Origin of the sequence: Rhizobium sp. Pop5, from assembly GCF_024721175.1 — a bacterium.
Taxonomy (GTDB): Bacteria; Pseudomonadota; Alphaproteobacteria; order Rhizobiales; family Rhizobiaceae; genus Rhizobium.
Genome location: NZ_CP099399.1, coordinates 1,157,397 through 1,178,402 on the forward strand (window position 1 = coordinate 1,157,397; position 21,006 = coordinate 1,178,402).

Sequence of the window (21,006 nt, forward strand, 5' to 3'; positions counted from 1 at the left end):
ACGCGGCGCGTCTTTTCGTCCTCGTACCGGTCGATGGGGGCGATACCTTACGCCGTTGCCTTGGGATTTCGTCCGCGCTTGTGGCGTGCTTCAAGTGCCACACAGCCCCAGACCGTGCCGAGCAGCAGATAGACATGGCGCCAGTGGTCGATGTCGATGACGTTGCCGATCGACGCGTGACCGAGAACGGAGATCCAGGCGATCATCAGGAAGGGTTGCCAGGGCCGATCGAGCAGCAGGTTGCGGAAGCCGATGGTGAGCGTCCAGAGCAGCATGCCGACATAGCTGACGAAGCCGAGCCAGCCGTAGGTGGTCAGCGATTTCAGCCAGATATTGTGCTCGTCCTCGGGAAACATCGTGCCGAACACCAGCGGCCCGATGCCGAGCGGGCGCTCCATCATCATGGTGAAGCCGATCCGGTGGCGCTCGAAGCGGCCGAGATGCTCGCCGTCATACTGCTGCACCAGCTGGGCGCGCGCTGAAAACAGCTGGCTGACCTTCGGGATCTGCAGGGCCACCAAGAGCGAGGCGACCAGCATGATGATCGCGGCCAGCGAGAGGACCAGGACCCGCAAGCGGAAGGCGCCGCTGCGTTCTTTCAGCAGCATGATAAAGATCAGCAGCACGACGCCGAGGGCAAAAAGCCCCCAGGCCGCGCGGGAAAAGGAGAGGAAAATGCCGAGCGCGAGCACGAGCAAGGCCAAGGCCTTCATCGGCGCTTTCTTCAGGTCGCCAGCGAGAATGCCATGGACGAGATAGAGCGAGGGCGGCACCAGAAAGGGGCCGAAGACGTTCGGATCCTGAAAGGCGCCCTTGGCGCGATCATAGAGCGTGAAGACTTCCGAGCCCGGAAAGGCGTGGAAATAGCCGAGCACACCAAGCGTTGAAGTGACGACAGCGGCAAAGGTCCAGGCGTTGAACATCAGCGGCAGCCGCTTGTGGCTATCCTCGATGATTGCCGCGTAGAAGACCGCCGTCAGCGCCAGGAAGGTCGAAACGGCGATATACATCGGCCCTGTCGCCAGATCCTTCATCTGCGTCAGCGACAGCATGCCGCCGATATTGAAGGTGAGAAGCAGAGCAAGCAGTGGCGCCACGCCGCGCGAGATCTTGAGGCCGAGAATGAACCATAGGCCGACCAGTCCTGCCATCCACAGCTCATAGGGCGCCGGCTCATCGATCACGAAGCCGGACAGAAAGACGCCGAAGGCGACGAAGGCCGAGCCGATCAGGCGCAGCGTCATCCGCTGCGGCTGGGCGACACGGGGATATGTCGCCTCGATCGCGCTCAATAGGCGTTTTCCGTGTTGAGCAGCCGGACGGGCGTCAGGAACAGGATCTTGAGGTCGAACCACAGCGACCAGTTTTCGATGTAATAGAGGTCGTAGGCCGTGCGGAACTTGATCTTCTCGTCATTGTCGACCTCGCCGCGCCAGCCGTTGATCTGCGCCCAGCCGGTGACGCCGGGCTTGACGCGGTGGCGGGCGAAATAACCCTCGACGACATCGCCGAAGGCGCGGTCGCGGGCCTGGGCGAGAACGGCATGCGGACGCGGGCCGACGAGCGAGAGATCGCCCCTCAGCACGTTGAAAAGCTGCGGCAGCTCGTCGATCGAGGTCTTGCGGATGAAGCGGCCGACACGGGTGACGCGCGGATCACCCTTGGTGACCGCGGCCTTGCCTGTGGGGTCGCTCATGTTGGTGTACATCGAGCGGAACTTGAAGACGTTGATGATTTCGTTGTTGAAGCCGTGGCGCTTCTGCATGAAGAAGACAGGGCCTTCCGAGGTCGCCTTGATGGCAATCGCGGTCACGAGCATCAGCGGCCAGAGCAGCGCAAGAGCGACGATCGTGAAGAAGATGTCGAAACCGCGCTTGGCGACGGAATCCCAGTCGCGGATCGGCTTCTTGAAGATGTCGAGCATCGGCACGGAGCCGACATGAGAATAGGCGCGCGGCCGGAACCGCAGCCTATTGGCATGCGCGGCAAGGCGGATATCGACCGGCAGAACCCAGAGCTTCTTCAGGAGATCGAAGATACGGGCCTCGGCCGAAAGCGGCAACGCGATGATCAGCATGTCGATGCGCGTCAGCCGCACGAATTCGACGAGTTCCGCCACGGTACCGAGCTTCGGATAACCGGCGACCATGATCGGCGAGCGCTTCTCGCCGCGGTCGTCGAAGATACCGCAGACGCGGATGTCGTTGTCTGCCTGCTGTTCGAGCATTCGGATCAGGTCTTTGGCCGGCTCGCCACCGCCGACGATAACGGCGCGCCGCTCCATGATGCCGTTGCGCGCCCAGTTGCGGATGCCATAGGCGACGAGGAAGCGCTCGGCCGCAAGGAATAGCGCACCTGCAGTGAACCAAGGGATATAGGCATCGAACATCGCCCAGGTCGTTCCGCGGACCAGCGCGAACAGGCCGGCTGTCAGGAGAAGCGCGATCGTCCAGGAGCCGAGGATGCGCGGCATTAGCCGGAGCTTGGCCCGAAGCGCAGGGATAGTGTAGGTATCGGCAAGCTGCAGGCCGATGACGGTCAGGGCCGAGGCGATCGCCGCCATGCCCGCCCGCGCCAACAGGGAATCGCTGCCGTCGCCGGACCAGAAAGTGTGAGCGATCAGGGCGATGGCGAAGAGTGCCAGGAATTCCAGTAGCCGCAGCTGCCCGATGATGATCGCGGGCGAATAGGGTCCGTCGCGGAATTGTTCGGCGATCTGCCGGGCATAGGGATTGATCTCTGTCGGCTCGGAAGGTTTTTCCTGAGCCGCGTCGCCGCGCACTTCGATGTCGGAAACCTGCTTGCGCAGTGCTTCCACGTCGAATTGATCGCTTTTTTCCAGCTTGTTCATGGGGTTTTATCGCTCGTTGTCACAAGCGAAATAACAGGAAGCCCCTAAGAAACATTTACGAGGCGATGGGCATTACTTGGCCGGCAGCGGGATTGACCAGCTCATAATACAATTTCAGGACATCGCGCGCCATGACGCTTGAGGAAAACACGGCCTTTATCGCTTCGGGCGGCGGCATCGTCTTGGCGTGCCAGCCGGGCGTGCTCAACGATTCCGCCATGACGCGGGCGAGATCGTCGGAATTGCCGGGCTCCACAAGTGCGGCACTATCCTTGCCGAGCACCTCGGGGATGCCGCCGACGCGGCTGGCGATGATCGTCTTGCCGGCGCCGAGCCCTTCGAGCACGATATAGGGCATGGCTTCGGCGCGCGAGGGAACGACCAGATTTTGCGCCATGGCGAAGGCTTCGTGGATGCGCATCGCCGGCAGCATGCCGATGCGCTTGCCGAGTCCGCGCTCGACCATCATCTCGCGGTAGCGATCGCGGTCGGGGCCGTCGCCGATCATCAGGGCCGACAGCGGCCTGCCGAGCAGCCGCTCGGTCTTGGCGAAGGCATCGATAAACAGATCGGGACCCTTAAGGTCCCGCAGCATTCCGACATAGATGAAATGCACGGCATCCGACCGGGTGTAGACTGGCGCGAATTCACGCTCGCCGATGCCGTTATAGATCAGTCTGGTCTTCGTCCGTGGCCGGCCGACCTTGCGCGAATAGGTGTCGCGCTCGTATTCGCAGATGAAGACCAGCGCATCGGTGAAATATTCCTGCAGGCGCTCCATCCTGAGGACGAACTGTCCACCGAGCGACGAGCGCGAATAGTGCAGGCTTCCGCCATGCGCGGTATAGAGGCGGGCTACGCGATACCTGTTCACCCGCAACGCTGAGCCGGCAAGTCGCGCGAGCACGCCGCCTTTGGCGCCGTGTCCGTGCAGCACATCCGGCCGCAAACTTTTGATTTTCTTGTATGTATCCCACATCGTCGCAATGTCGGACGGGCTGATCGAGCGCCGGATCGGGACGCGTGTCAGGCCGAGCGAGAGGAAGGGACGAATGTCGTCGAACAGGCGGTCCTCATATTCGCCGCCGGTCGAACTGTCGCAGAGAATGCCGATCTCATGACCGGCCTTGCTGTGCTCCTCGACGAGATCGCGGACATGACGGAAGATCCCGCCGACCGGCGACCTGAAGCAATGGAGGATGCGGAGCGGCCTCTGTTCTGCCATCGCTCAGAAAAGCCGTTCGCGAACGTAGATCGTATCGCCTGCGATGATCGGTCCAGATATGTTGATACGGCCGGTCAGCACCTGGCCATTGATCTTGCGGGTGACGTCGACCATGCTCTGGTTGGCGCGGCTGGTGAAGCCGCCGGCAATGGCGATGGCGTTCTGCACCGTCATGCCGGGAACATAGGCATACTGGCCTGGCTGGCCGACTTCGCCCATGAGGAAGATCGAACGGTAGCGATCGACGTCGATGGTGACGTCCGGATCGCGAAGATAGCCCTGTTGCAATTTCTGGGCGATCTGCCCCGAAAGTTGCTGCAGGGTTCGGCCGCGGGCAGGGACCTGTCCGATGAGGGGAAACGCGATATAGCCGGCCTGATCCACCGTATAGGTGTTCGTCAGGCTCTGCTGGTCGAACACGGTGATGCGCAGCCGATCGCCGCTGTCGAGCGTATAGGGCTGGATGGTCGCCTCGTTGAAAGCCTTTGGAGCCGGCTTGTACGTCGTACAGCCGCCCAATGCTGCCGTCATGGCTGCAAGGCTCAGGGCCAAAAGGATATTGGGCCGGGCGAGGGGCATCCGCTTTTGCTCACAGAAAAAAATGAACTCGGTGAAGCCGTTATCGATCCGTTAGGGTTAATGCCCGGTAAAGGGCGCAGCAATTTCCGGAGTTCCTTTCGAGATCGTCGCTCATTTCTAGGCGCAATACCATTAACCGTTGAGTTACCATGGTCGTTTACGCTTGCGGCACCTTTGTTGTGGAGTAAGAGCATGTCCGGCGTAGCTCGTGATCAGGATGTGGACATCGACCTTGGCCAGCTGGTCCGCGCGGTCTGGGCCCGCCGTTTCAGGATTCTGGCGATTACCCTCGTGGGGGCGGGCGTTGCCTTTGCCGGCGCCAAGATCATGTCGCCGCAATATCGCAGCGAAACGCGCATCCTCATCGAACCGCGCGCGCCGGCTTTCGCCAATACCCAGCAGATCAACGACGCCAGCGCCGCCCCGCTGATGGACGAACTGAATATTGCGAGCCAGGTGCAGCTGCTGCAGTCGGCCGATCTCCTCAAGAAGGTGATCAACGACCTGAAGCTCTATAACCTGCCGGAATTCGACGATGCCGCCAACGGCTCGGCCATGAGCAGCATCCTGGTTAAGCTGCACCTGAAGAAGAACCCGCTGGAAAACCCGCCCGAGGAGCGCATCATCGACGCCTTCATCGAGCGTCTGCAGGTCTATCAGGTACCGGGTTCGCGCGTCATCGGCATCAATTTCACCTCGAAAGACCCGAAACTCGCCGCCGCCATTCCGAATGCGATGGCGAATGTCTATCTTTCGACCCAGAGCGGCGCCAAGCTCGACTCCAATTCCGAGGCGACGCGCTGGCTGGAGCCGGAGATCGAAAGCCTGCGCCAGAAGGTCAGCGACGCCGAAAAGAAGGTCGCCGAATACCGCACCACCCATGGGCTGCTGCAGACGAACGGCACGACCACCTTTCCCGCTCAGCAGTTGAACGATATTTCCGCCGAGCTGACCCGCGTGCGCGGCGACAAGGCCAATGCCGAGGCGAGGGCGCAGGCGGTGCGCAACGCGCTGTCTTCGGGCGAGGCGTCCGATACGCTGCCTGACATCATGTCCTCCCAGGCGATCCAGCGGCTGAAGGCGACGGAATCGGGCCTGCAATCGCAGATTTCCGACCTGCAGACCAGCCTTCTCAACAATCATCCGCGGCTGAAAAGCCTGCGCGCCCAGCTCTCTGATATTCGCGGCCAGATCCGCCAGGAGACCCAGAAGATCCTAGCGAGCATCGAGAACGAGACCAAGGTTGCCGATCTCAGAGCGAAGGAGCTCGAGCGCCAGAAGGACGCGGTTCAGGCCAACAGCGCCCGCGCCGGCGAAGACGAAGTCGGCCTCAACGCGCTGGAACGCGAGGCAAACGCCCAGCGCCAGCTGCTCGAAACCTATCTGGTGCGTTACCGCGAGGCCGCTTCCCGCGCCGACAGCAATTCAAGCCCCGCCGATGCCCGCATCGTTTCCAGGGCGATCGAGCCGGTCGATCCCTATTTCCCCAAGGTCGTGCCCATCGTCATCGTAGCGGCCGTCGCGACGCTGATCGTCAGCGCCATCGTCATCATGCTGGCCGAGCTCTTCAGCGGCCGGGCGCTGCGCCCCGTCGATACTTCTCCGAGACGGGCCGAGGAGAACAGCGCGATCGAGGAAGAGGACGTGCGGGAAGCGGCTCCCGTCGTCGTCGCGACCGTCAGAAAGCCCGTTCAACCAAGCATGCTCGCTATTGTCGCGGACGAAGATGACGCCGTCGAGGAAGCGAAGGCTGCTGAGGAGGTGCCGGAGGACGACAATGAATTCTCGGTCGCTTCCGTTGCGGATTATCTCACAGGCAGCCGCGCGCCGCTTGCCATCGCCATATCTCCGACCGGTGACAATGGTTCGGCGGCGACGGTTTCGCTGACCCGCATGCTCGCCGATACCGGCCGTCGCGTCATCCTGATTGACATGACCGGTTCCGGATGCCCGACCGCACTGATGGCCGAAGACCGGTCCGCCCTTGGCGTAACCGATCTGCTTTGCGGCGAGGCCGCCTTTGGCGATACGATCCACAGCGATCGCCTGTCCGATGCCCATTTGATCCCGCAGGGCCAGAGCGATGTTCGCCGCGCCATGCGCGGCGTCGACAGGCTGTCGCTGCTGCTTGATGCGCTCGCCGCCGCCTATGACCTGGTAGTGGTCGAATGCGGAGCTGCCGATGTCGCCGGCGTCTCACGGCTGACACGCAGCCGGAACGTCGAGATCATCCTCTCCCTGCCGGACGTCGAGGAGACGATTTTCGTGACGCTGATGACGGAGTTCCAGGCGGCGGGTTACGAGCGCGTCGTGCTGATGTCGAACGGCGACGGGACAGAGCAGGAACTCGGCCGGGCCGCCTGAATGGTCAACCGATCCGGGCCCGGATGCCTTGGGCGAATTTATAGAGCTTCGGGAGCGCCTTGATATGCGCCTTGCTGCGGGTGACGATCCGGTGAGCGGCGGCGCCGACGATGCCGAAAGGCGAAACCGGCAGCACCACGTCGTAATGCGCGGTCTCGACCGGCGCCCACGAGCGCTTGTAGGTCTGGTCGCCGAGGCCGAAATCGAACAGCGCGACTTCCTTGCCATGCAGTCCCGAGATGGTTTGCCAATAAAGGAACTCGCCTGGGCTCGTATCCGGCACGAGCGCCTCGTCGATCGCGCCGAACTGGCAGATGATGTGGTCGCCCTTGCGTGAAATCCCTGAAATCGCGGCGATGCGGCCCTGATTTTCGCCCTTGAGTCGGAGCACATGCATCTGCAGAGCGAAATACTGGTTGGCGTCATCCCGCTTGTCGAGGAGGCCGTGCAGAAAGGTCCGGGTCTCCTTGTCTGCGAAAACGTCGGGCAGGCCGAGGTTGGCGAAGCGGACACTCTTCAGGCGGAAGAACGTATCGAGCAGGTGGTGCTGTTCTTCCGACGTATCGGGGATGACATATTCGAAGCCGCCGGCTGCCTCGAGGCGCTTCGACTGAACACGGAATTTCTTGCGCCGGGTCTTGGCATTGAGCTGCTTCAGCGTTTCCTCGAAAGTGGAGTGGAACGGCAGCTGATAGGCATGATTCTGGTTTTGCACCATCGGCAGCCCCGTGAGCGGGGTCTGCCGCCCGCGCCATTCCAGGGGAATGTTCTGCAGCAGCAAGAGATCGGCCCGACCCTTCAGCGCGTGCTGGAGTTGGCCGGCGAACTTTTCGGCGTCGATGCTGCCGCCGCTTTCTGCGAAATTCTCGGAAAACAGGCCGGTATTGATGTTGCTGTGGTCGGCGGCGATGAACTTCGCGATGGAAAGCCCTCGGGACCTGACGATCTCGAGCGGCAGAATGAAAGCGGCCTGGCCGGCATAGGTGCCTTTGAGGATCGCAAGCGGCCGCTGAAAGGCGCTCACCCAGGCGGCGCACCAGTCGTAGCTTTGATGCAAGGATTGAAGGTTGTCGCGTTCCAACACCCGCCAGTCGTCCTCCAGCGGCTGCATGCTGTCGAAAACGCTGATGTCGATTTCGGCCATGGCGAGCTTCATGCTCAGCTGGCGCAGACGGGAAATGGCCGTCTCGGCCAGCGCTGCGCCGTCCGACGGCTGTACATGGACATCGAGCTTTTGCGTCTGCACGGGTGGTCTCCGGTCAAGAATATTGAGCGGAAGGTAGGGGTGCCGGACGTATAATTGGTTTAACCGCACGCGATGGGCGAAGTTTTCCGCCGATCACGGTTATTCCACTATTAATGCATGCCGCGCGGAAGTGTGCTGCGCATGAATCAAGTTCAATGCGACGCGCTGTAATGGGCTCACTGCTGCCGCGGTCCGGCCATCCATTTGATGATCACCATTGCCGGCAAGACCCAAAGCAGCCCGGTCAGCAGGAAATAGAGCAGATGTCCCCACCAGGGCGCGTTGCCGAGCGTTGCAACGGCGATCGTGTTCGCCACCAGCGCATAGACGAGCACGAGCACGATGATGAGGATCGTGCCGATGAATTTGCGCAGACGGACGGGCATCGGTTATCTCTTGCAATAGAGGGGTCGAACCGGCGCGACGGCATGCCGCAAAGGTTCGGGGCTTGTTTTGCATGAGCCGGTGGGGCAAATCAACTGCCGGATCAGAAGGAGACATCATGGCCGTCGCGAACCTCACCACGGAACAGGCGATCCTGAGTGAAATGCGCAAGCAGAACAGCGACCGCCGCGCCGTTCGCCTTTGGCTTGGTTTCGTCCTATTGGCGCTCTTCTGTCTGGTGCTCGTCGGCGGCGCCACACGGCTGACCAATTCCGGCCTGTCTATCACCGAGTGGAAGCCGATCCATGGCGTCATTCCGCCGCTGTCGGCCGCCGAATGGGAGGAGGAATTCCGCCTCTACCAGCGCATTCCCGAATTTCAGCAGTTGAACAGCTCCATGACTGTCGATGAGTTCAAGGGCATCTTCTGGTGGGAATGGGCGCATCGGCTGATCGCCCGCGGCATCGGCGTCATCTTCGCGCTGCCGCTTATTTATTTCTGGCTGACAGGGCGGATCGAGCGACGCCTGCGCTGGCCGCTCGCCGGCATTCTGGCGCTCGGCGGGCTGCAGGGCTTCATCGGCTGGTGGATGGTATCGTCAGGCCTTGCCGTCCGCACCGACGTCAGCCAGTACAGGCTCGCGACCCATCTCGTCATGGCCTGCCTGATCTTTGCCAGCTGCATGTGGATCATGCGCGGTCTCTCCAGACATTCGGACGATCCGGCGCCGGCACGAAGCTCGCGCGGCTTTGCCGCCGCGATCGCCATTTTCGCGCTGTTTCAGATCTATCTCGGCGCTCTGGTGGCGGGGCTCGACGCCGGCTTTTCCTATAATACCTGGCCGCTGATGGATGGTGCCATCATCCCGTCGGATCTTTTGATCCAGCAGCCCTTCTGGATCAATGCCTTCGAAAACCCCAAAACCGTGCAGTTCATCCACCGTTTCGGCGCCTATACGCTCTTCGCGCTGACGCTGATCAACATGGTGATCTCGCTTCGCGCAGCACCTTGGACCACGCATGCGCGCCGCGCCGTCGTGCTCTTTTCGTTGGTGACGGTGCAGGCGGCGATCGGCATCGCTACCTTGCTGATGCAAGTGCCGCTTCATTGGGGCCTGCTGCATCAGGCCGGCGCGCTTGTTGTTTTCGGTTTTGCGGTCGCCAACTGGCGCGGCTTTTACGGCGAATATCCGCGCGAGACGGTGATCGCCGAACGCGATTGAGCGGGCGAGCTTAGCGCAGCACCCCATCGAGGAGCGGCATGCCGATGATCGCGGCGGCGGCGATGAGGACGTAGCAGGCGATGCGGAAGGTCCGCTCCTCGGCAAGCCCGAACAGTTTCGAGCCGCCATAGAGGCCGACCGCATAACTCGGCAGGATGACGACGGTGAGCGCGAAGACGGCAGGCACGAACAGTCCGCCGAAATAATAGCTGATGGCGCTGAAGACGCTCGAAATCGAGAAATAGAGCACGACATTCGCCCTCACGCGTGTGAAGTCGCTCTTGCCGCCGAGCCAGTAGGCGACAACAGGCGGCCCGCCGAGCTGCGCCGCGCCGCTGAAAAGTCCGGCAATCAGCCCGACGCCGCTGGTGAGCGGCGCTGTCGGCTCCCCATGGTAGCGCCATCCCGATACCAGCAGCGCAAGCAGGCTGATGGCGATGATCGTGATGCTCCAGCGCAGGATCAGTGGGTCGAGCAACGCCAGTATCGCCGTGCCGGCCGGGACGCCGAGGGCGGCACCTGCCGCCATGACAAAGACTTCTCGGCGGTTGGCGCCGCGCCAGGCCGGCGGGATCATCCCGAGTGACGCGATGCCGTCGATGACTAGCAGGATCGGCGAGATCATTTTCGGACCGACGATCGCGCCGCCGAGCGGAACGAAGATCAGCGCGGCGCCAAACCCCGAAAAGCCGCGCGCGAGCCCGGCAATGAAGGCGAACGCCATCAACGCATAGATGCCGTGGTCGGGCAGGGCTGTTGTAAACCATGCGTGCACGCCGGCGATGAGCGCACCCAGCGTCATGACTCAGTCTCCTTGTTTGGGATTGGCTGCGAGCGGGAACCTGCTCATAGCTCAATCCTCCGTGTTGATCGAGCTGAAAGCAAGGCCGCGGCCGCCAGCATGAGCAGGCGGCCGCGGTGGCAGATCATGATGAAGACTGGTGGTAAAGCCGGGCTGGCCGAGCCTTACGAGGCGAGCATCAGGTCCATGTTCTGGACGGCAGCGCCGGAGGCGCCCTTGCCAAGATTGTCGAGCAGCGCCACCAGATTGACCTGCGAGCCGCCCGATGTGCCGAAGACGAAGAGCTTCATCGTGTCCTTGCCTTCGAGTTCGACGGCGTTGACACGGGGCAGGGCCTTGCTTTCGGCGAGCCGCACGACATGGACGATGTCCTGCCCGGCATAATGGGCGACGAGCGCGGCATGGATGCTCTCCATGGTCGTGCCTTCGGCGAGGTCGCCGAGATGCAGCGGCACCTGAACGATCATGCCCTGTGCGAACTTGCCGACCGACGGCGAGAAGATCGGCGCGCGGTCGAGCAGGCCGTGCACGGTCATCTCCGGCACATGCTTGTGGGTCAGCGGCAGGCCGTAAAGGAAATGCGGTGCGGTGATGGCATCCGGGTGATCGGGGTTTTCCATCTGCGCGATCATCTGCTTGCCGCCGCCGGTGTAACCGGAGACCGCGTTGACCGTGACGGGATAGCCGTCCGGCAGAATGCCTGCAGCGCGCAGCGGCCGGATGAGACCGATTGCGCCTGTGGGGTAGCAGCCGGGATTGGCGACGAAACGGGCGGCCTTGATCCGGTCGGCCTGTTCGCTGTCCATCTCGGCAAAACCGTAGGCCCAACCCGGATTGACGCGAAAGGCGGTCGAGGTGTCGATGACGCGGACGTTGTTATTGGCCGAAACCATCTGGACCGCTTCCTTCGACGCGTCGTCGGGCAGGCAAAGAATGGCGATGTCGGCGCTGTTCAGCATGTCCTCGCGCATGGCGGCGTTGCGCCGCTCGGCCTCGGGAATGGACAGAAGCTCGACATCGCGACGGCCGGCCATGCGCGTACGGATCTGCAGACCCGTTGTGCCGTGTTCGCCGTCGATGAAGATTTTCGGTGCCATGTTAGACCTGCGCTTTCAATGGGTTATGAAGGTTTCCGGATTCAGTTTGAGCGATGATAAGTCAGCCTTGTGACACGGCGATGGCGCGTCGCTCCGCATGAAGCCCCAGCATATACATTGCCACCGTTGCCCCCGCAATGGCGGTGATATCGGCATGGTCGTAAGGCGGCGACACCTCGACGACATCGGCGCCGCGGATATCGAGCTGGTGCAGGCGCTGCAGCACCGAGAGGATCTTGGCGCTCGACGGTCCGCCGGCAACCGGCGTGCCGGTGCCGGGCGCAAAGGCCGGATCGAGGCAATCGATATCGAAAGTGAGATAGGCAGGCGCGCCGCGTGTATGCGAGATGATCGCCGAGGCGATGTCGCTGGCGCTCATCTCCTCGACCTGGTGACCGTAAAGGATACTGAGGCCGCAATCCTCCGGCGCATGCGTGCGGATGCCGATCTGGATCGAGCGGTCGGGATCGATGATGCCTTCGCGGGCGGCCCGCGCCACGAAAGAACCATGATCGATGCGGCGTTCTTCGTCGAACCAGGTGTCCTGATGCGCGTCGAATTGCACGAGCGCCAGCGGCCCATGTTTTGCCACGTGGGCTTTCAGCAGCGGCCAGGTGACGTAATGGTCGCCGCCAAGCGTCAGCAGGAAGGCGCCGCTGTCGAGGATGACATTCGCTTGGCGTTCGATGGCGGCCGGCGTGTCCTGATGGTTGCCGTAGTCGAGAAGGCAATCGCCATAGTCGATCACTGCCATCTCGGCGAAAAGATCGCGATTAAAAGGATATTGCGCATCATTGTCGAAGATGGCCGAGGCGCGCCGGATCGCCTGCGGCCCGAAGCGCGTGCCGGGCCTGTTCGATGTCGCGGCATCGAAGGGAATGCCCCAGACGGCAACGTCGACACCGGCAAGGTCCTTGGTGAAACGGCGGCGCATGAAGGACAGCGCGCCGGCAAAGGTCGGGTCGGTGGCGGCGGAGGTGAGACTGGTCGCCGTAAAGGCATGATCGATCGATTTATTCGCCATGGGAAGCTCCTTCCTCTGCGGTAGATTCATAGGCGCGTTCTACCCGCGCAATGCGAACCTTATATTGCTTGTACCAACGCTCACGGCCGAGGCGTTGGGCGGCGAGATGGCTGACGACCTGTTTCCACGCCTTCAGGCTTTCCTCGTCGGCCCAGTATGAATTGGTGATACCGAAGCCGTCGGCATCCCGCGCGCTTTCGGCCCCGAGACGGCCCGGCTGCTGCAGCGCCAGCTCCGCCATCCGATCCGCCATAGCACCGTAACCATGTCCCCTTCTGTGCGAACAGAAGAAAAGGTCACGACGTAATAGGGTGGTTCGGGCGTGTTGGCAAAGGGAGAGGGCCATGCAGTCGACATGAGCGGGTTCCTTGATCTCTAGGGGAGCGGCGGGCCGATTGCAAGCGGATGCCGCTTTGGCTTCGGTCGTGCGTTGACTTCTCAAATCGCTTCCAAGAAGCTGCGACAGGCAAATCACAAGGGAGCCACAGGCAATGTTCGATCACATTTCGATCGGGGTAAAAAGCCTCGATAGATCGCGCCAGTTCTATGATGCTGCACTGGTGCCGCTCGGTTATGAGCGGCTGTCGAATTTTGACGGAACGATTGGCTACGGCGCCGAGAGGCCTGCCTTCTGGGTGAGTGAAGTGGAGCGTCCGGTGCCGGCCGATCGAGGTTCGGGGCTGCATTTCTGCTTCGTCGCCACGAGCGAGGAAGCCGTCAACGCCTTTTATGCCGCCGCACTTGCCAATGGCGGCGAGGACAACGGCGCGCCGGGCATTCGTCCGGACTATGGCCAGTTCTATTATGCCGCCTTCATCGTCGATCCCGACGGTTATCGGCTTGAGGCTTTCTTCCACAAGCCCGAATAAACAAAAAGGCCGGGCGAAAACCCGGCCTTTCCATGAAAGCATGTCTGAAAGCGATTAGCGCTTCGAGAACTGGAACGAACGGCGAGCCTTGGCCTTACCGTACTTCTTACGTTCGACGACACGGCTGTCGCGGGTCAGGAAGCCACCCTTCTTCAGCACCGAGCGCAGGCCCGGCTCGAAGTAGGTGAGCGCCTTGGACAGGCCATGGCGAACCGCACCGGCCTGGCCGGAGAGACCGCCGCCGGCAACGGTTGCGACGATGTCGAACTGGCCGTCACGGGCAGCCGCGACGATCGGCTGGCGCAGGATCATCTGCAGAACCGGACGCGCGAAATATTCCGCGAATTCCTTGCCGTTGACGATGATCTTGCCGGAGCCCGGCTTGACCCAGACGCGGGCGACAGCGTTCTTGCGCTTGCCGGTCGCGTAGGAGCGGCCGAGCGAATCGACCTTGCGGACGTGTGCCGGAGCAGCAGCTTCGGAAGACGTGCCGAGATCCTTCAGGGAGGAGAGGTCAGCCATATCAGGCGCTCCTTACGTTCTTTTTGTTGAGCGCGGCGACGTCGAGGGCGACCGGCTGCTGGGCTTCATGAGGATGGTTGGCGCCGGCGTAGACGCGCAGGTTCTTCATCTGGCGGCGGCCGAGCGGGCCGCGCGGAACCATGCGTTCGACGGCCTTTTCGAGGACGCGCTCCGGGAAGCGGCCTTCGATGATCTGGCGCGCGGTGCGCTCCTTGATGCCGCCGGCATAACCGGTGTGCCAGTAGTAGACCTTGTCGGAATACTTCTTGCCGGTGAAAACGACCTTGTCGGCATTGATGACGATGACGTTGTCGCCGTCGTCAACGTGGGGCGTGAAGGTTGCCTTGTGCTTGCCGCGCAGGCGCATAGCGATGATGGAAGCGAGACGGCCAACGACCAGCCCTTCGGCGTCGATGATCACCCACTTCTTCTCCACCTCTGCAGGCTTCTGGGAGAAGGTTGCCATAGTGAATACTCTCTTTTAGGACCCTTGGCCGGAGCTTGAAGGGCGTTTCTTGTTGCTTGGATTGGCACGCTTTAGGCATGCCAAAAAGAAAGCAGCCCGGAAAGGCTGCGTTCTGGCGCGGTGTATAGAGGGAATATGACATCGGGTCAATATCGCCATTTCCGGCGGCCTGAAAAAATCATAAGCAAAAACAAATGGTTATGACTGAGGTATTATAATACCTCACATTTGCAGCTCACGGCCGGCGACGTTTGGCTGTTTTAGTGTCGTCCGTGCCGCGGCGTTCCGGCCGGTCGCGACGCGCAGCCTAGCTTTTGAATTCGCGCAGGCATGTCATCATTTCGCGCAAACCCCGCGTCAGATGTTTGTCCCGGCGCAGAACCATGGCGAGCCGGCGCGTAAGCTTGGGCTTCAGCGACGATGTCGTCACGAGGCCAGCGCGATCGCGCTTCAGCGCCAGCCCTGGCAGAATCGACCAGCCGAGGCCGACGGCCACCAGCTCCTTGATCGCTTCGATACTGCCGAACTCCATCGCAGGCCGGATCCTGCTGTCCGGGGCGGCCAACCATTCGTCGATCGCGCGCCGCGTGTTGCCGCCTTCATAAAGCAGCAGCGTCTTCTCGCGCATGAAGGCGGCGTCCGGCCCGTCTTCGGGCATCGAGCTGCCCGCCGGAGCAACGGCCAGCAGTTCCTCCTCATAGAACGGTTCGATCTCGAAATTCCGCCCGGCGGCCGGCAGGGCGACGACGGCGATATCGAGGTTGTTGGCCTCCAGATCGCGCAGAATGTTGTCAGCGTTGCCGATGTGGACGGTGATTTCGAGGCCCGGCATGCTTTTCCTGGCGGCGGCGACGACGCGGGGAAGCAGATGGATCGACGCCGTGCTGCCGGTGCCGATGCGCACGCGACCGCTCGCGCCGTCTCGGTATGGCGTCATCGCCTCTTCCGCGGCCGCCGATTCGCGAAGCAGACGCCGTGCATACACGAGCAGGTCGTGCCCCGCCGCGGTGGGCTGCGCCCGCCGGCCGACACGCTCGATCAGCCGGACGCCGAGCCGCTGCTCAAGCGCTTTGACCTGCAGGCTGACGGCCGGTTGCGTCAGTCCTTCCTTGTCGGCCGCAGCCGTAAAGGTTCCGAGATCGGCGACGTTGACGAAGGTTGCGAGCTGATCGAGGTTGAGAGGCATACAAAAGAAATCCTTATGCATATCATAATATCCATAAGCTTCTTTCACGGCTTCTTCCAGCGCATCTTCTCTTCGTTGAGGAAAGGAAGAAGAGATGGCTTTGGAAACAAGCGAGCTTACTGAAACATTCCCTGTTGTCGGCCGATCGAAACTGCGCGAGATCATGTCTCGGGGTCGGCGGCTGCTGGCAGCCATCGAGCATCGCCTCGAAAAGCGTCACAGCCGCCGAAGGCTTTCGGAGCTGACGGAGGACGAGCTTCGCGATATCGGATTGACCGGTGCGCAGGCGAGGGCCGAGGCATCGAAGTCCTGGTTCTGGTCCTGACCGCGGCCGCGTGCTCCGGGATAGGGCGATCCTGCTCGAAATTGCCGGCGCCTTGTGGCACAACGGCTGTCTGGAAATCGAGCGCAGGAGCAGCATCATGGCGGAGATCGTATCCTTCCGGAAGGACGCAGACAGGATGGAGGAGGGTGGCTTGCTGGTACGCTCGCTGCAGGACGGCGTCTTGCGGCTCGTGCTCAACAATCCGCCGACCAACGTGCTATCGATCGCCCTTCTCGAAACGCTGATGGCCGCGCTTGAAAAGGCCGAAGTGGACCCGGATGTGCGCGTTGTCGTCATTGCCTCGACCGGCAACGTCTTTTCGGCCGGGCATGATCTCAAGGAACTCACGGCCCATCGCGCCGATGAAGATCAAGGCGCCGGCTTCTTCGAAAGAACCTTCCGGCTCTGCGCCGATCTGATGCTGAGGATCTCGCACCTATCGAAACCGGTCATCGCCGAGATCGACGGGCTTGCCACGGCCGCGGGCTGCCAGCTCGTGGCTTCCTGCGATCTGGCGATCTGCACGGATACCTCGACATTCTGCACGCCGGGCGTCAACATCGGCCTGTTCTGCTCGACGCCCATGGTCGCCGTTACCCGTGCCGCCTATCGCAAGCAGGCGATGGAGATGCTGTTGACCGGCGAAACGATCGACGCCTCGACCGCCAAGGATTTCGGTCTCGTCAATCGCATCGTGCCGAAGCAATATCTGGCGCAGGTTGTTTCCAAATATGCCGGCGTGATCGCCAGCAAATCGCCTCTGACCCTGAAGATCGGCAAGGAGGCCTTCTACCGCCAGCTCGAACTGCCGGCGGAGGCGGCCTATGATTACACCGCCAAGGTCATGGTCGAAAACATGCTGACGCAGGATGCGCAGGAAGGGATCGGCGCCTTCCTCGGCAAACGGAAGGCGGAATGGAAGGGCGAGTGATCACGCCAATTTCAGGACCAGTCCGCCGATGGCGATGACGACACCGGCGGCGTAGCGCCAGATACTCGCCTTTTCCTTGAATACGGTGACTGAGATCACCAGTGCAAAGAGGATTGCGGTTTCGCGCAAAGCGGCAACGGTGGCGACGGGCGCTTTTGTCATCGCCCAGAGTGCGAGCCCATAAGATGCGATCGAACCCGCGCCGCCGATCAGGCCACGCCACCAGTTGTGGCGGATATGCTTGGTCACGGCGAAAGCGCCACGCCGGAATGTCGCCCAGGCAAACAGCAGGACGGGCGGCAGCAGCGACATCCACAACGTGTAGGAAACCGCATTGCCGGAAAGGCGCGCGCCGATGCCGTCGACATAGGTATAGCTGGCGATGACGCAGGCATTGGCGAGCGAGAAAATGACGGCACGGCCGCTGCCGGCCCGCGCCTCCAGAGCGAGCGTCAGCACGCCGGCTGAGATTGTCATAATGCCCGCAAGAGCGCCGGCGGAAAGACTTTCATGCAGGATGACCCCGCTCGTCGCGGCAATCAGCAGCGGCGCGCAGCCGCGCATGAGGGGGTAGACGAGGCCGATATCGCCGGTCCGGTAAGCGGCGGCGACCAGCTGGAAATAGGCGAACTGCAGGACGGCCGAAGCGCCGATAAACGGCCAGGCGGCGGTTTGCGGCAACGGCAGGAAGGCGAGGAAAGGCAGCGCCGAAACCGCGCCGCCGGCTGAGATCAGCGCCGCGTCCAGCGATTTGTCACTGCCGGCCTTGACGATGGCGTTCCATGTCGCATGCAGCAATGCGCCGAAGAGAACGAGTAGGATGACGTCAACAGGCAAGGGAAAAAATCCGGAAGGAGACGAAAAAGAGCATACGCTTCGTCATAGGCGACCTAAATTCTTGAAAAGACAACTGCGATTTGCACGAAAATCAACGGCAGCCGTCGCGCCTTGCGGTCAGAACGTCGAATGACATCCCTCCAATTGGCCAACAATGACCACCAAGGGGGCAATTTTTACGTGCGCGCGACATGCGTTCAATCTGCGTTAGGCTTTCAACTATGAGATGTTTCTAATGGACGAGGGAACATAAGGCGGAATTACCATGAACAAAAACAGAAATAGCCCGGAGGGTTCCCATTGGCGACTATTCTATGCCGCTGAAATATAGATATTATTCTATAACTTTGATATAGCTGGAAATTTAAGCCAATGATTGCATAATCCAGAAAAAATCGCAGCGCGCGATTGAGCCAAGGCTATTATGAGGCGCGAGAGGCGAGCAGTTTCCGCGTCTGTCTGATCCGCGAAAATCATCAAAGCTGATGATGCGGAACGAAAAACATCCCGTCAAGGTTGTCGATGCTCTGACAGTTCAGGACCGGACACCGCGGATCGTCTTTCGAGGGGATATGGGCCCATTCCGCATAATCGGTCGCGTCGCAATAATCGCTGTTGCGGACATAGCGGTCGTAGAGCGGCAGCCCTCGGGGAGACTGGTAGCGGAAGATGACGGCGCCTTGATTGTGGATGGCCGCACGCACACTGGCACAGTTCATGGTGAGTGGATTGTAGCGCGAGATTGCCATGGCCGGCGATGCGGCGAGCACGAGCGTGAGGGCAAGAGCGATTTTTTTCATCGAATTATCCTCGTGTGGTATCCACTTCATATATACCGCAAAAGCGTGCGGCCGGTTTCAAGGAAATCTAAAAAACCTGCAGGCCGCGCCAAGGGGCTTTCGGAAGTGGAGAAACGGATATGAATCACGACGCCTACACGGATGATTATCTCGCCGGAATCCTGCATTCGGTAAAAACCATCGCGCTGACCGGCGCCTCGCCCAATCCGGCCCGACCGAGCAACGGCGTCATGGGTTATCTGCTGTCGCGCGGCTACGAGGTCATTCCCGTCAATCCGGGGCAGGCGGGCAAACAGATCCACGGCCGCACCGTCTATGCCCGGCTTGCCGACATTCCCGTGCCGATCGATATGGTGGACGTCTTTCGTGCCTCCGAATATCTGGATGGAGTGGTCGAGGAGGCGTTGGCGCTGACGCCGCTGCCGAAAGTCATCTGGTCCCAGCTCGGCGTACGCGACGATACTGCCGCGGCCAAGGCGGAAGCCGCCGGCATCAAGATGGTGATGAACCGCTGCCCCGCGATCGAGTATCCTCGTCTCGTCGCCTGAACTGCGATCGGCTGGATGGATTTTCCACGGAACGCCCACGGGTTGAAATGGATCGCGATTAACTTTCATCGCGGAGCGGCTATGATCCGCCCGTCAATAACAACTGGGGGACGACATGGCCAAGAACGATCCGGGATTTAACACGTTAGCGATTCATGCGGGCGCACAGCCCGACCCGGCGACCGGTGCGCGCGTAACGCCGATCTACCAGACGACCGCTTTCGTGTTCAACGATTCCGATCATGCCGCTGCCCTCTTTGGCCTGCAGGCCTTCGGCAACATCTACACCCGCATCATGAACCCAACGCAGGCCGTGCTCGAAGAGCGCGTCGCAGCGCTCGAGGGCGGGACGGCCGCCCTTGCGGTGGCCTCCGGCCACGCGGCGCAGATGATCGTCTTCCACACCATCATGCGTCCGGGCGAGAATTTCATTGCAGCCCGCAGGCTCTACGGCGGCTCGATCAACCAGTTCGGCCACGCCTTCGAGAATTTCGGCTGGCAGGTGCGCTGGGCCGATTCCGCCGATCCGGCAAGCTTCGAAAGCCAGATCGACGACAAGACACGCGGTATCTTCATCGAAAGCCTGGCCAATCCCGGCGGCACTTTCGTTGATATTGCCGCGATCGCCGACGTCGCGCACCGCAACGGCCTGCCGCTGATCGTCGACAATACGATGGCAACGCCCTATCTCATCCGCCCGATCGAGCATGGCGCAGACATCGTCGTGCATTCGCTGACGAAGTTTCTCGGCGGCCACGGCAATTCCATGGGCGGCCTCATTGTCGACGGCGGCACCTTCGACTGGTCGAAGTCGGGCAATTACCCGATGCTGTCGAGCCCGCGGCCGGAATATAACGGCATGGTGCTGCACGCGACCTTCGGCAATTTCGCCTTCGCGATCGCTGCCCGCGTGCTCGGCCTGCGCGACCTCGGACCGGCGATCTCGCCCTTCAATGCTTTCCTGATCCTGACCGGCATCGAGACGCTGCCGCTCAGGATGCAACGCCACAGCGACAATGCGATCGCTGTCGCCAGATGGCTGAAGGCGCACAGCAAGATCGCCTGGGTGAACTATGCCGGTCTCGAAGACGATCCGAACCACGCCCTGCAGCAGCGCTACTCGCCTAAGGGCGCAGGTTCCGTCTTCACCTTCGGCGTGAACGGTGGCTACGAAGCGGGCAAGGCGCTGGTCGAGGGGCTGGAGCTCTTCTCCCACCTTGCCAACATCGGCGACACCCGTTCGCTCGTCATCCATCCCGCCTCGACGACCCACCGGCAGCTCAACGACGAACAAAGGATCGCGGCCGGCGCCGGACCCGACGTTGTGCGCCTTTCCGTCGGCATCGAGGACGTCAAGGACATCATCGCCGATCTGGAGCAGGCGCTCTCGAAGATCTGAGTGTCCTTCGCAGCAAACGTTTGCAATTTCGCAGACTATGTTTGCCTAATTCAACCATAGGATCAGCGTCCGATTCGAGCAGAGTCGGGCGCTGATTTCGTTTTGGAAGGGCGGAAAAATTCAAAAAAGTAGGGCTTTCGCGAACGGGCTGAAAACATGGTTAGCAATTCGGTGACGGTCCTCGGAGCTGGCATGCCCCATAAAATTTCGCACTCTTTTGTTAAGAAACGGATCACCCGCGAAGGGGTCGTCACGTGACGGACGCCGAGGAAGCCGCGGCCCTCGCTGGATTTTCAGAGCCGCGACGAAGACCTCGCAAGAACTCGGTC

At 61.4% G+C, this 21,006-nt stretch carries 21 protein-coding genes and 1 pseudogene; 7 read left to right on the top strand and 15 right to left on the bottom strand.

The features are described 5' to 3' along the window. Positions 1 to 47: 47 nt before the first annotated feature. The 4 genes from NE852_RS07840 to NE852_RS07855 are packed head-to-tail and all read right to left on the bottom strand — an operon-like array spanning position 48 to position 4,655. Complete coding sequence (locus tag NE852_RS07840; protein WP_008522018.1) at positions 48 to 1,292, bottom strand: O-antigen ligase; 1,245 nt, start codon at positions 1,290 to 1,292, stop codon at positions 48 to 50. Continuing rightward, on the bottom strand, positions 1,289 to 2,851 hold the full coding sequence (locus NE852_RS07845) for an undecaprenyl-phosphate glucose phosphotransferase (RefSeq protein ID WP_008522016.1): 1,563 nt from the start codon (positions 2,849 to 2,851) through the stop codon (positions 1,289 to 1,291). Before NE852_RS07845 ends, NE852_RS07840 begins: the two co-directional genes overlap by 4 nt. A gap of 55 nt (positions 2,852 to 2,906) precedes the next feature. Further along, the gene (locus NE852_RS07850) at positions 2,907 to 4,076 is read right to left on the bottom strand and encodes a glycosyltransferase family 4 protein (protein ID WP_258156378.1); all 1,170 of its coding nucleotides are present in this window, start codon (positions 4,074 to 4,076) and stop codon (positions 2,907 to 2,909) included. 3 nt (positions 4,077 to 4,079) lie between these two features. Then, positions 4,080 to 4,655: a polysaccharide biosynthesis/export family protein gene (locus NE852_RS07855; RefSeq protein ID WP_008522001.1), complete on the bottom strand. Its 576-nt coding sequence runs from the start codon at positions 4,653 to 4,655 to the stop codon at positions 4,080 to 4,082. 192 nt (positions 4,656 to 4,847) lie between these two features. On the opposite strand from NE852_RS07855, the gene NE852_RS07860 reads away from it, so the two are divergent. After that, positions 4,848 to 7,019 carry a GumC family protein gene (locus NE852_RS07860; RefSeq protein WP_258156379.1) on the top strand — a complete coding sequence of 724 codons (2,172 nt, stop codon included), beginning with the start codon at positions 4,848 to 4,850 and terminating at the stop codon, positions 7,017 to 7,019. Between the two features lie 4 nt (positions 7,020 to 7,023). Here NE852_RS07860 and NE852_RS07865 read toward each other — a convergent pair whose 3' ends face one another. Further along, the gene (locus NE852_RS07865) at positions 7,024 to 8,265 is read right to left on the bottom strand and encodes a GNAT family N-acetyltransferase (RefSeq protein ID WP_008521979.1); all 1,242 of its coding nucleotides are present in this window, start codon (positions 8,263 to 8,265) and stop codon (positions 7,024 to 7,026) included. Positions 8,266 to 8,441: 176 nt separating this feature from the next. Further along, a complete protein-coding gene (locus tag NE852_RS07870; RefSeq protein WP_003573983.1) occupies positions 8,442 to 8,651 on the bottom strand; it encodes a DUF2842 domain-containing protein in 210 nt (69 codons plus the stop codon). Between the two features lie 116 nt (positions 8,652 to 8,767). Between NE852_RS07870 and NE852_RS07875 the strand changes: the two genes are divergently transcribed. After that, positions 8,768 to 9,871: a COX15/CtaA family protein gene (locus NE852_RS07875; RefSeq protein WP_008521976.1), complete on the top strand. Its 1,104-nt coding sequence runs from the start codon at positions 8,768 to 8,770 to the stop codon at positions 9,869 to 9,871. A 10-nt stretch (positions 9,872 to 9,881) separates the two neighbouring features. On the opposite strand, the gene NE852_RS07880 is transcribed toward NE852_RS07875, so the two are convergent. The 4 genes and pseudogenes from NE852_RS07880 to NE852_RS07895 all read right to left on the bottom strand — a co-directional run bounded on the left by NE852_RS07880 (position 9,882) and on the right by NE852_RS07895 (position 13,151). After that, positions 9,882 to 10,673: a sulfite exporter TauE/SafE family protein gene (locus NE852_RS07880; protein ID WP_008521973.1), complete on the bottom strand. Its 792-nt coding sequence runs from the start codon at positions 10,671 to 10,673 to the stop codon at positions 9,882 to 9,884. A 164-nt stretch (positions 10,674 to 10,837) separates the two neighbouring features. Next, entirely contained in the window at positions 10,838 to 11,770 is a 933-nt protein-coding gene (argC, locus tag NE852_RS07885) for an N-acetyl-gamma-glutamyl-phosphate reductase (protein WP_008521972.1), read from the bottom strand. 61 nt (positions 11,771 to 11,831) lie between these two features. After that, a complete protein-coding gene (gene speB / locus NE852_RS07890; RefSeq protein WP_258156380.1) occupies positions 11,832 to 12,794 on the bottom strand; it encodes an agmatinase in 963 nt (320 codons plus the stop codon). Beyond that, positions 12,784 to 13,151: pseudogene (locus tag NE852_RS07895) on the bottom strand (antibiotic biosynthesis monooxygenase family protein). The gene speB and the pseudogene NE852_RS07895 overlap by 11 nt, the downstream one beginning before the upstream one ends. A gap of 134 nt (positions 13,152 to 13,285) precedes the next feature. Here NE852_RS07895 and NE852_RS07900 point away from each other — a divergent pair. Then, complete coding sequence (locus NE852_RS07900) at positions 13,286 to 13,663, top strand: VOC family protein (RefSeq protein WP_008521954.1); 378 nt, start codon at positions 13,286 to 13,288, stop codon at positions 13,661 to 13,663. Between the two features lie 54 nt (positions 13,664 to 13,717). Here NE852_RS07900 and rpsI read toward each other — a convergent pair whose 3' ends face one another. The 3 genes from rpsI to NE852_RS07915 all read right to left on the bottom strand — a co-directional run bounded on the left by rpsI (position 13,718) and on the right by NE852_RS07915 (position 15,858). Then, positions 13,718 to 14,185 (bottom strand): 30S ribosomal protein S9, encoded by a 468-nt coding sequence (gene rpsI, locus NE852_RS07905; protein ID WP_008521952.1) that lies wholly within the window; start codon positions 14,183 to 14,185, stop codon positions 13,718 to 13,720. A 1-nt stretch (position 14,186) separates the two neighbouring features. Next, positions 14,187 to 14,651 carry a 50S ribosomal protein L13 gene (gene rplM / locus NE852_RS07910; RefSeq protein WP_008521951.1) on the bottom strand — a complete coding sequence of 155 codons (465 nt, stop codon included), beginning with the start codon at positions 14,649 to 14,651 and terminating at the stop codon, positions 14,187 to 14,189. A 307-nt stretch (positions 14,652 to 14,958) separates the two neighbouring features. Next, positions 14,959 to 15,858: a LysR family transcriptional regulator gene (locus NE852_RS07915; RefSeq protein ID WP_258156381.1), complete on the bottom strand. Its 900-nt coding sequence runs from the start codon at positions 15,856 to 15,858 to the stop codon at positions 14,959 to 14,961. A gap of 73 nt (positions 15,859 to 15,931) precedes the next feature. Between NE852_RS07915 and NE852_RS07920 the strand changes: the two genes are divergently transcribed. Together NE852_RS07920 and NE852_RS07925 are read left to right on the top strand one after the other, a co-directional pair. Then, entirely contained in the window at positions 15,932 to 16,162 is a 231-nt protein-coding gene (locus NE852_RS07920; RefSeq protein ID WP_008521948.1) for a DUF1127 domain-containing protein, read from the top strand. A gap of 97 nt (positions 16,163 to 16,259) precedes the next feature. Continuing rightward, positions 16,260 to 17,093 (top strand): enoyl-CoA hydratase, encoded by an 834-nt coding sequence (locus NE852_RS07925; protein WP_008521947.1) that lies wholly within the window; start codon positions 16,260 to 16,262, stop codon positions 17,091 to 17,093. Here the strand turns inward: NE852_RS07925 and NE852_RS07930 are convergent, their stop codons facing one another. Continuing rightward, positions 17,094 to 17,930: an EamA family transporter gene (locus tag NE852_RS07930; protein ID WP_008521946.1), complete on the bottom strand. Its 837-nt coding sequence runs from the start codon at positions 17,928 to 17,930 to the stop codon at positions 17,094 to 17,096. A gap of 476 nt (positions 17,931 to 18,406) precedes the next feature. Next, complete coding sequence (locus NE852_RS07935; protein WP_008521945.1) at positions 18,407 to 18,730, bottom strand: hypothetical protein; 324 nt, start codon at positions 18,728 to 18,730, stop codon at positions 18,407 to 18,409. Positions 18,731 to 18,849: 119 nt separating this feature from the next. Here NE852_RS07935 and NE852_RS07940 point away from each other — a divergent pair, with 119 nt between their 5' ends. Together NE852_RS07940 and NE852_RS07945 are read left to right on the top strand one after the other, a co-directional pair. Continuing rightward, positions 18,850 to 19,278 carry a CoA-binding protein gene (locus NE852_RS07940; RefSeq protein ID WP_008521944.1) on the top strand — a complete coding sequence of 143 codons (429 nt, stop codon included), beginning with the start codon at positions 18,850 to 18,852 and terminating at the stop codon, positions 19,276 to 19,278. 115 nt (positions 19,279 to 19,393) lie between these two features. Next, positions 19,394 to 20,677 (top strand): O-acetylhomoserine aminocarboxypropyltransferase, encoded by a 1,284-nt coding sequence (locus NE852_RS07945; RefSeq protein ID WP_008521943.1) that lies wholly within the window; start codon positions 19,394 to 19,396, stop codon positions 20,675 to 20,677. Positions 20,678 to 21,006: the final 329 nt, after the last annotated feature.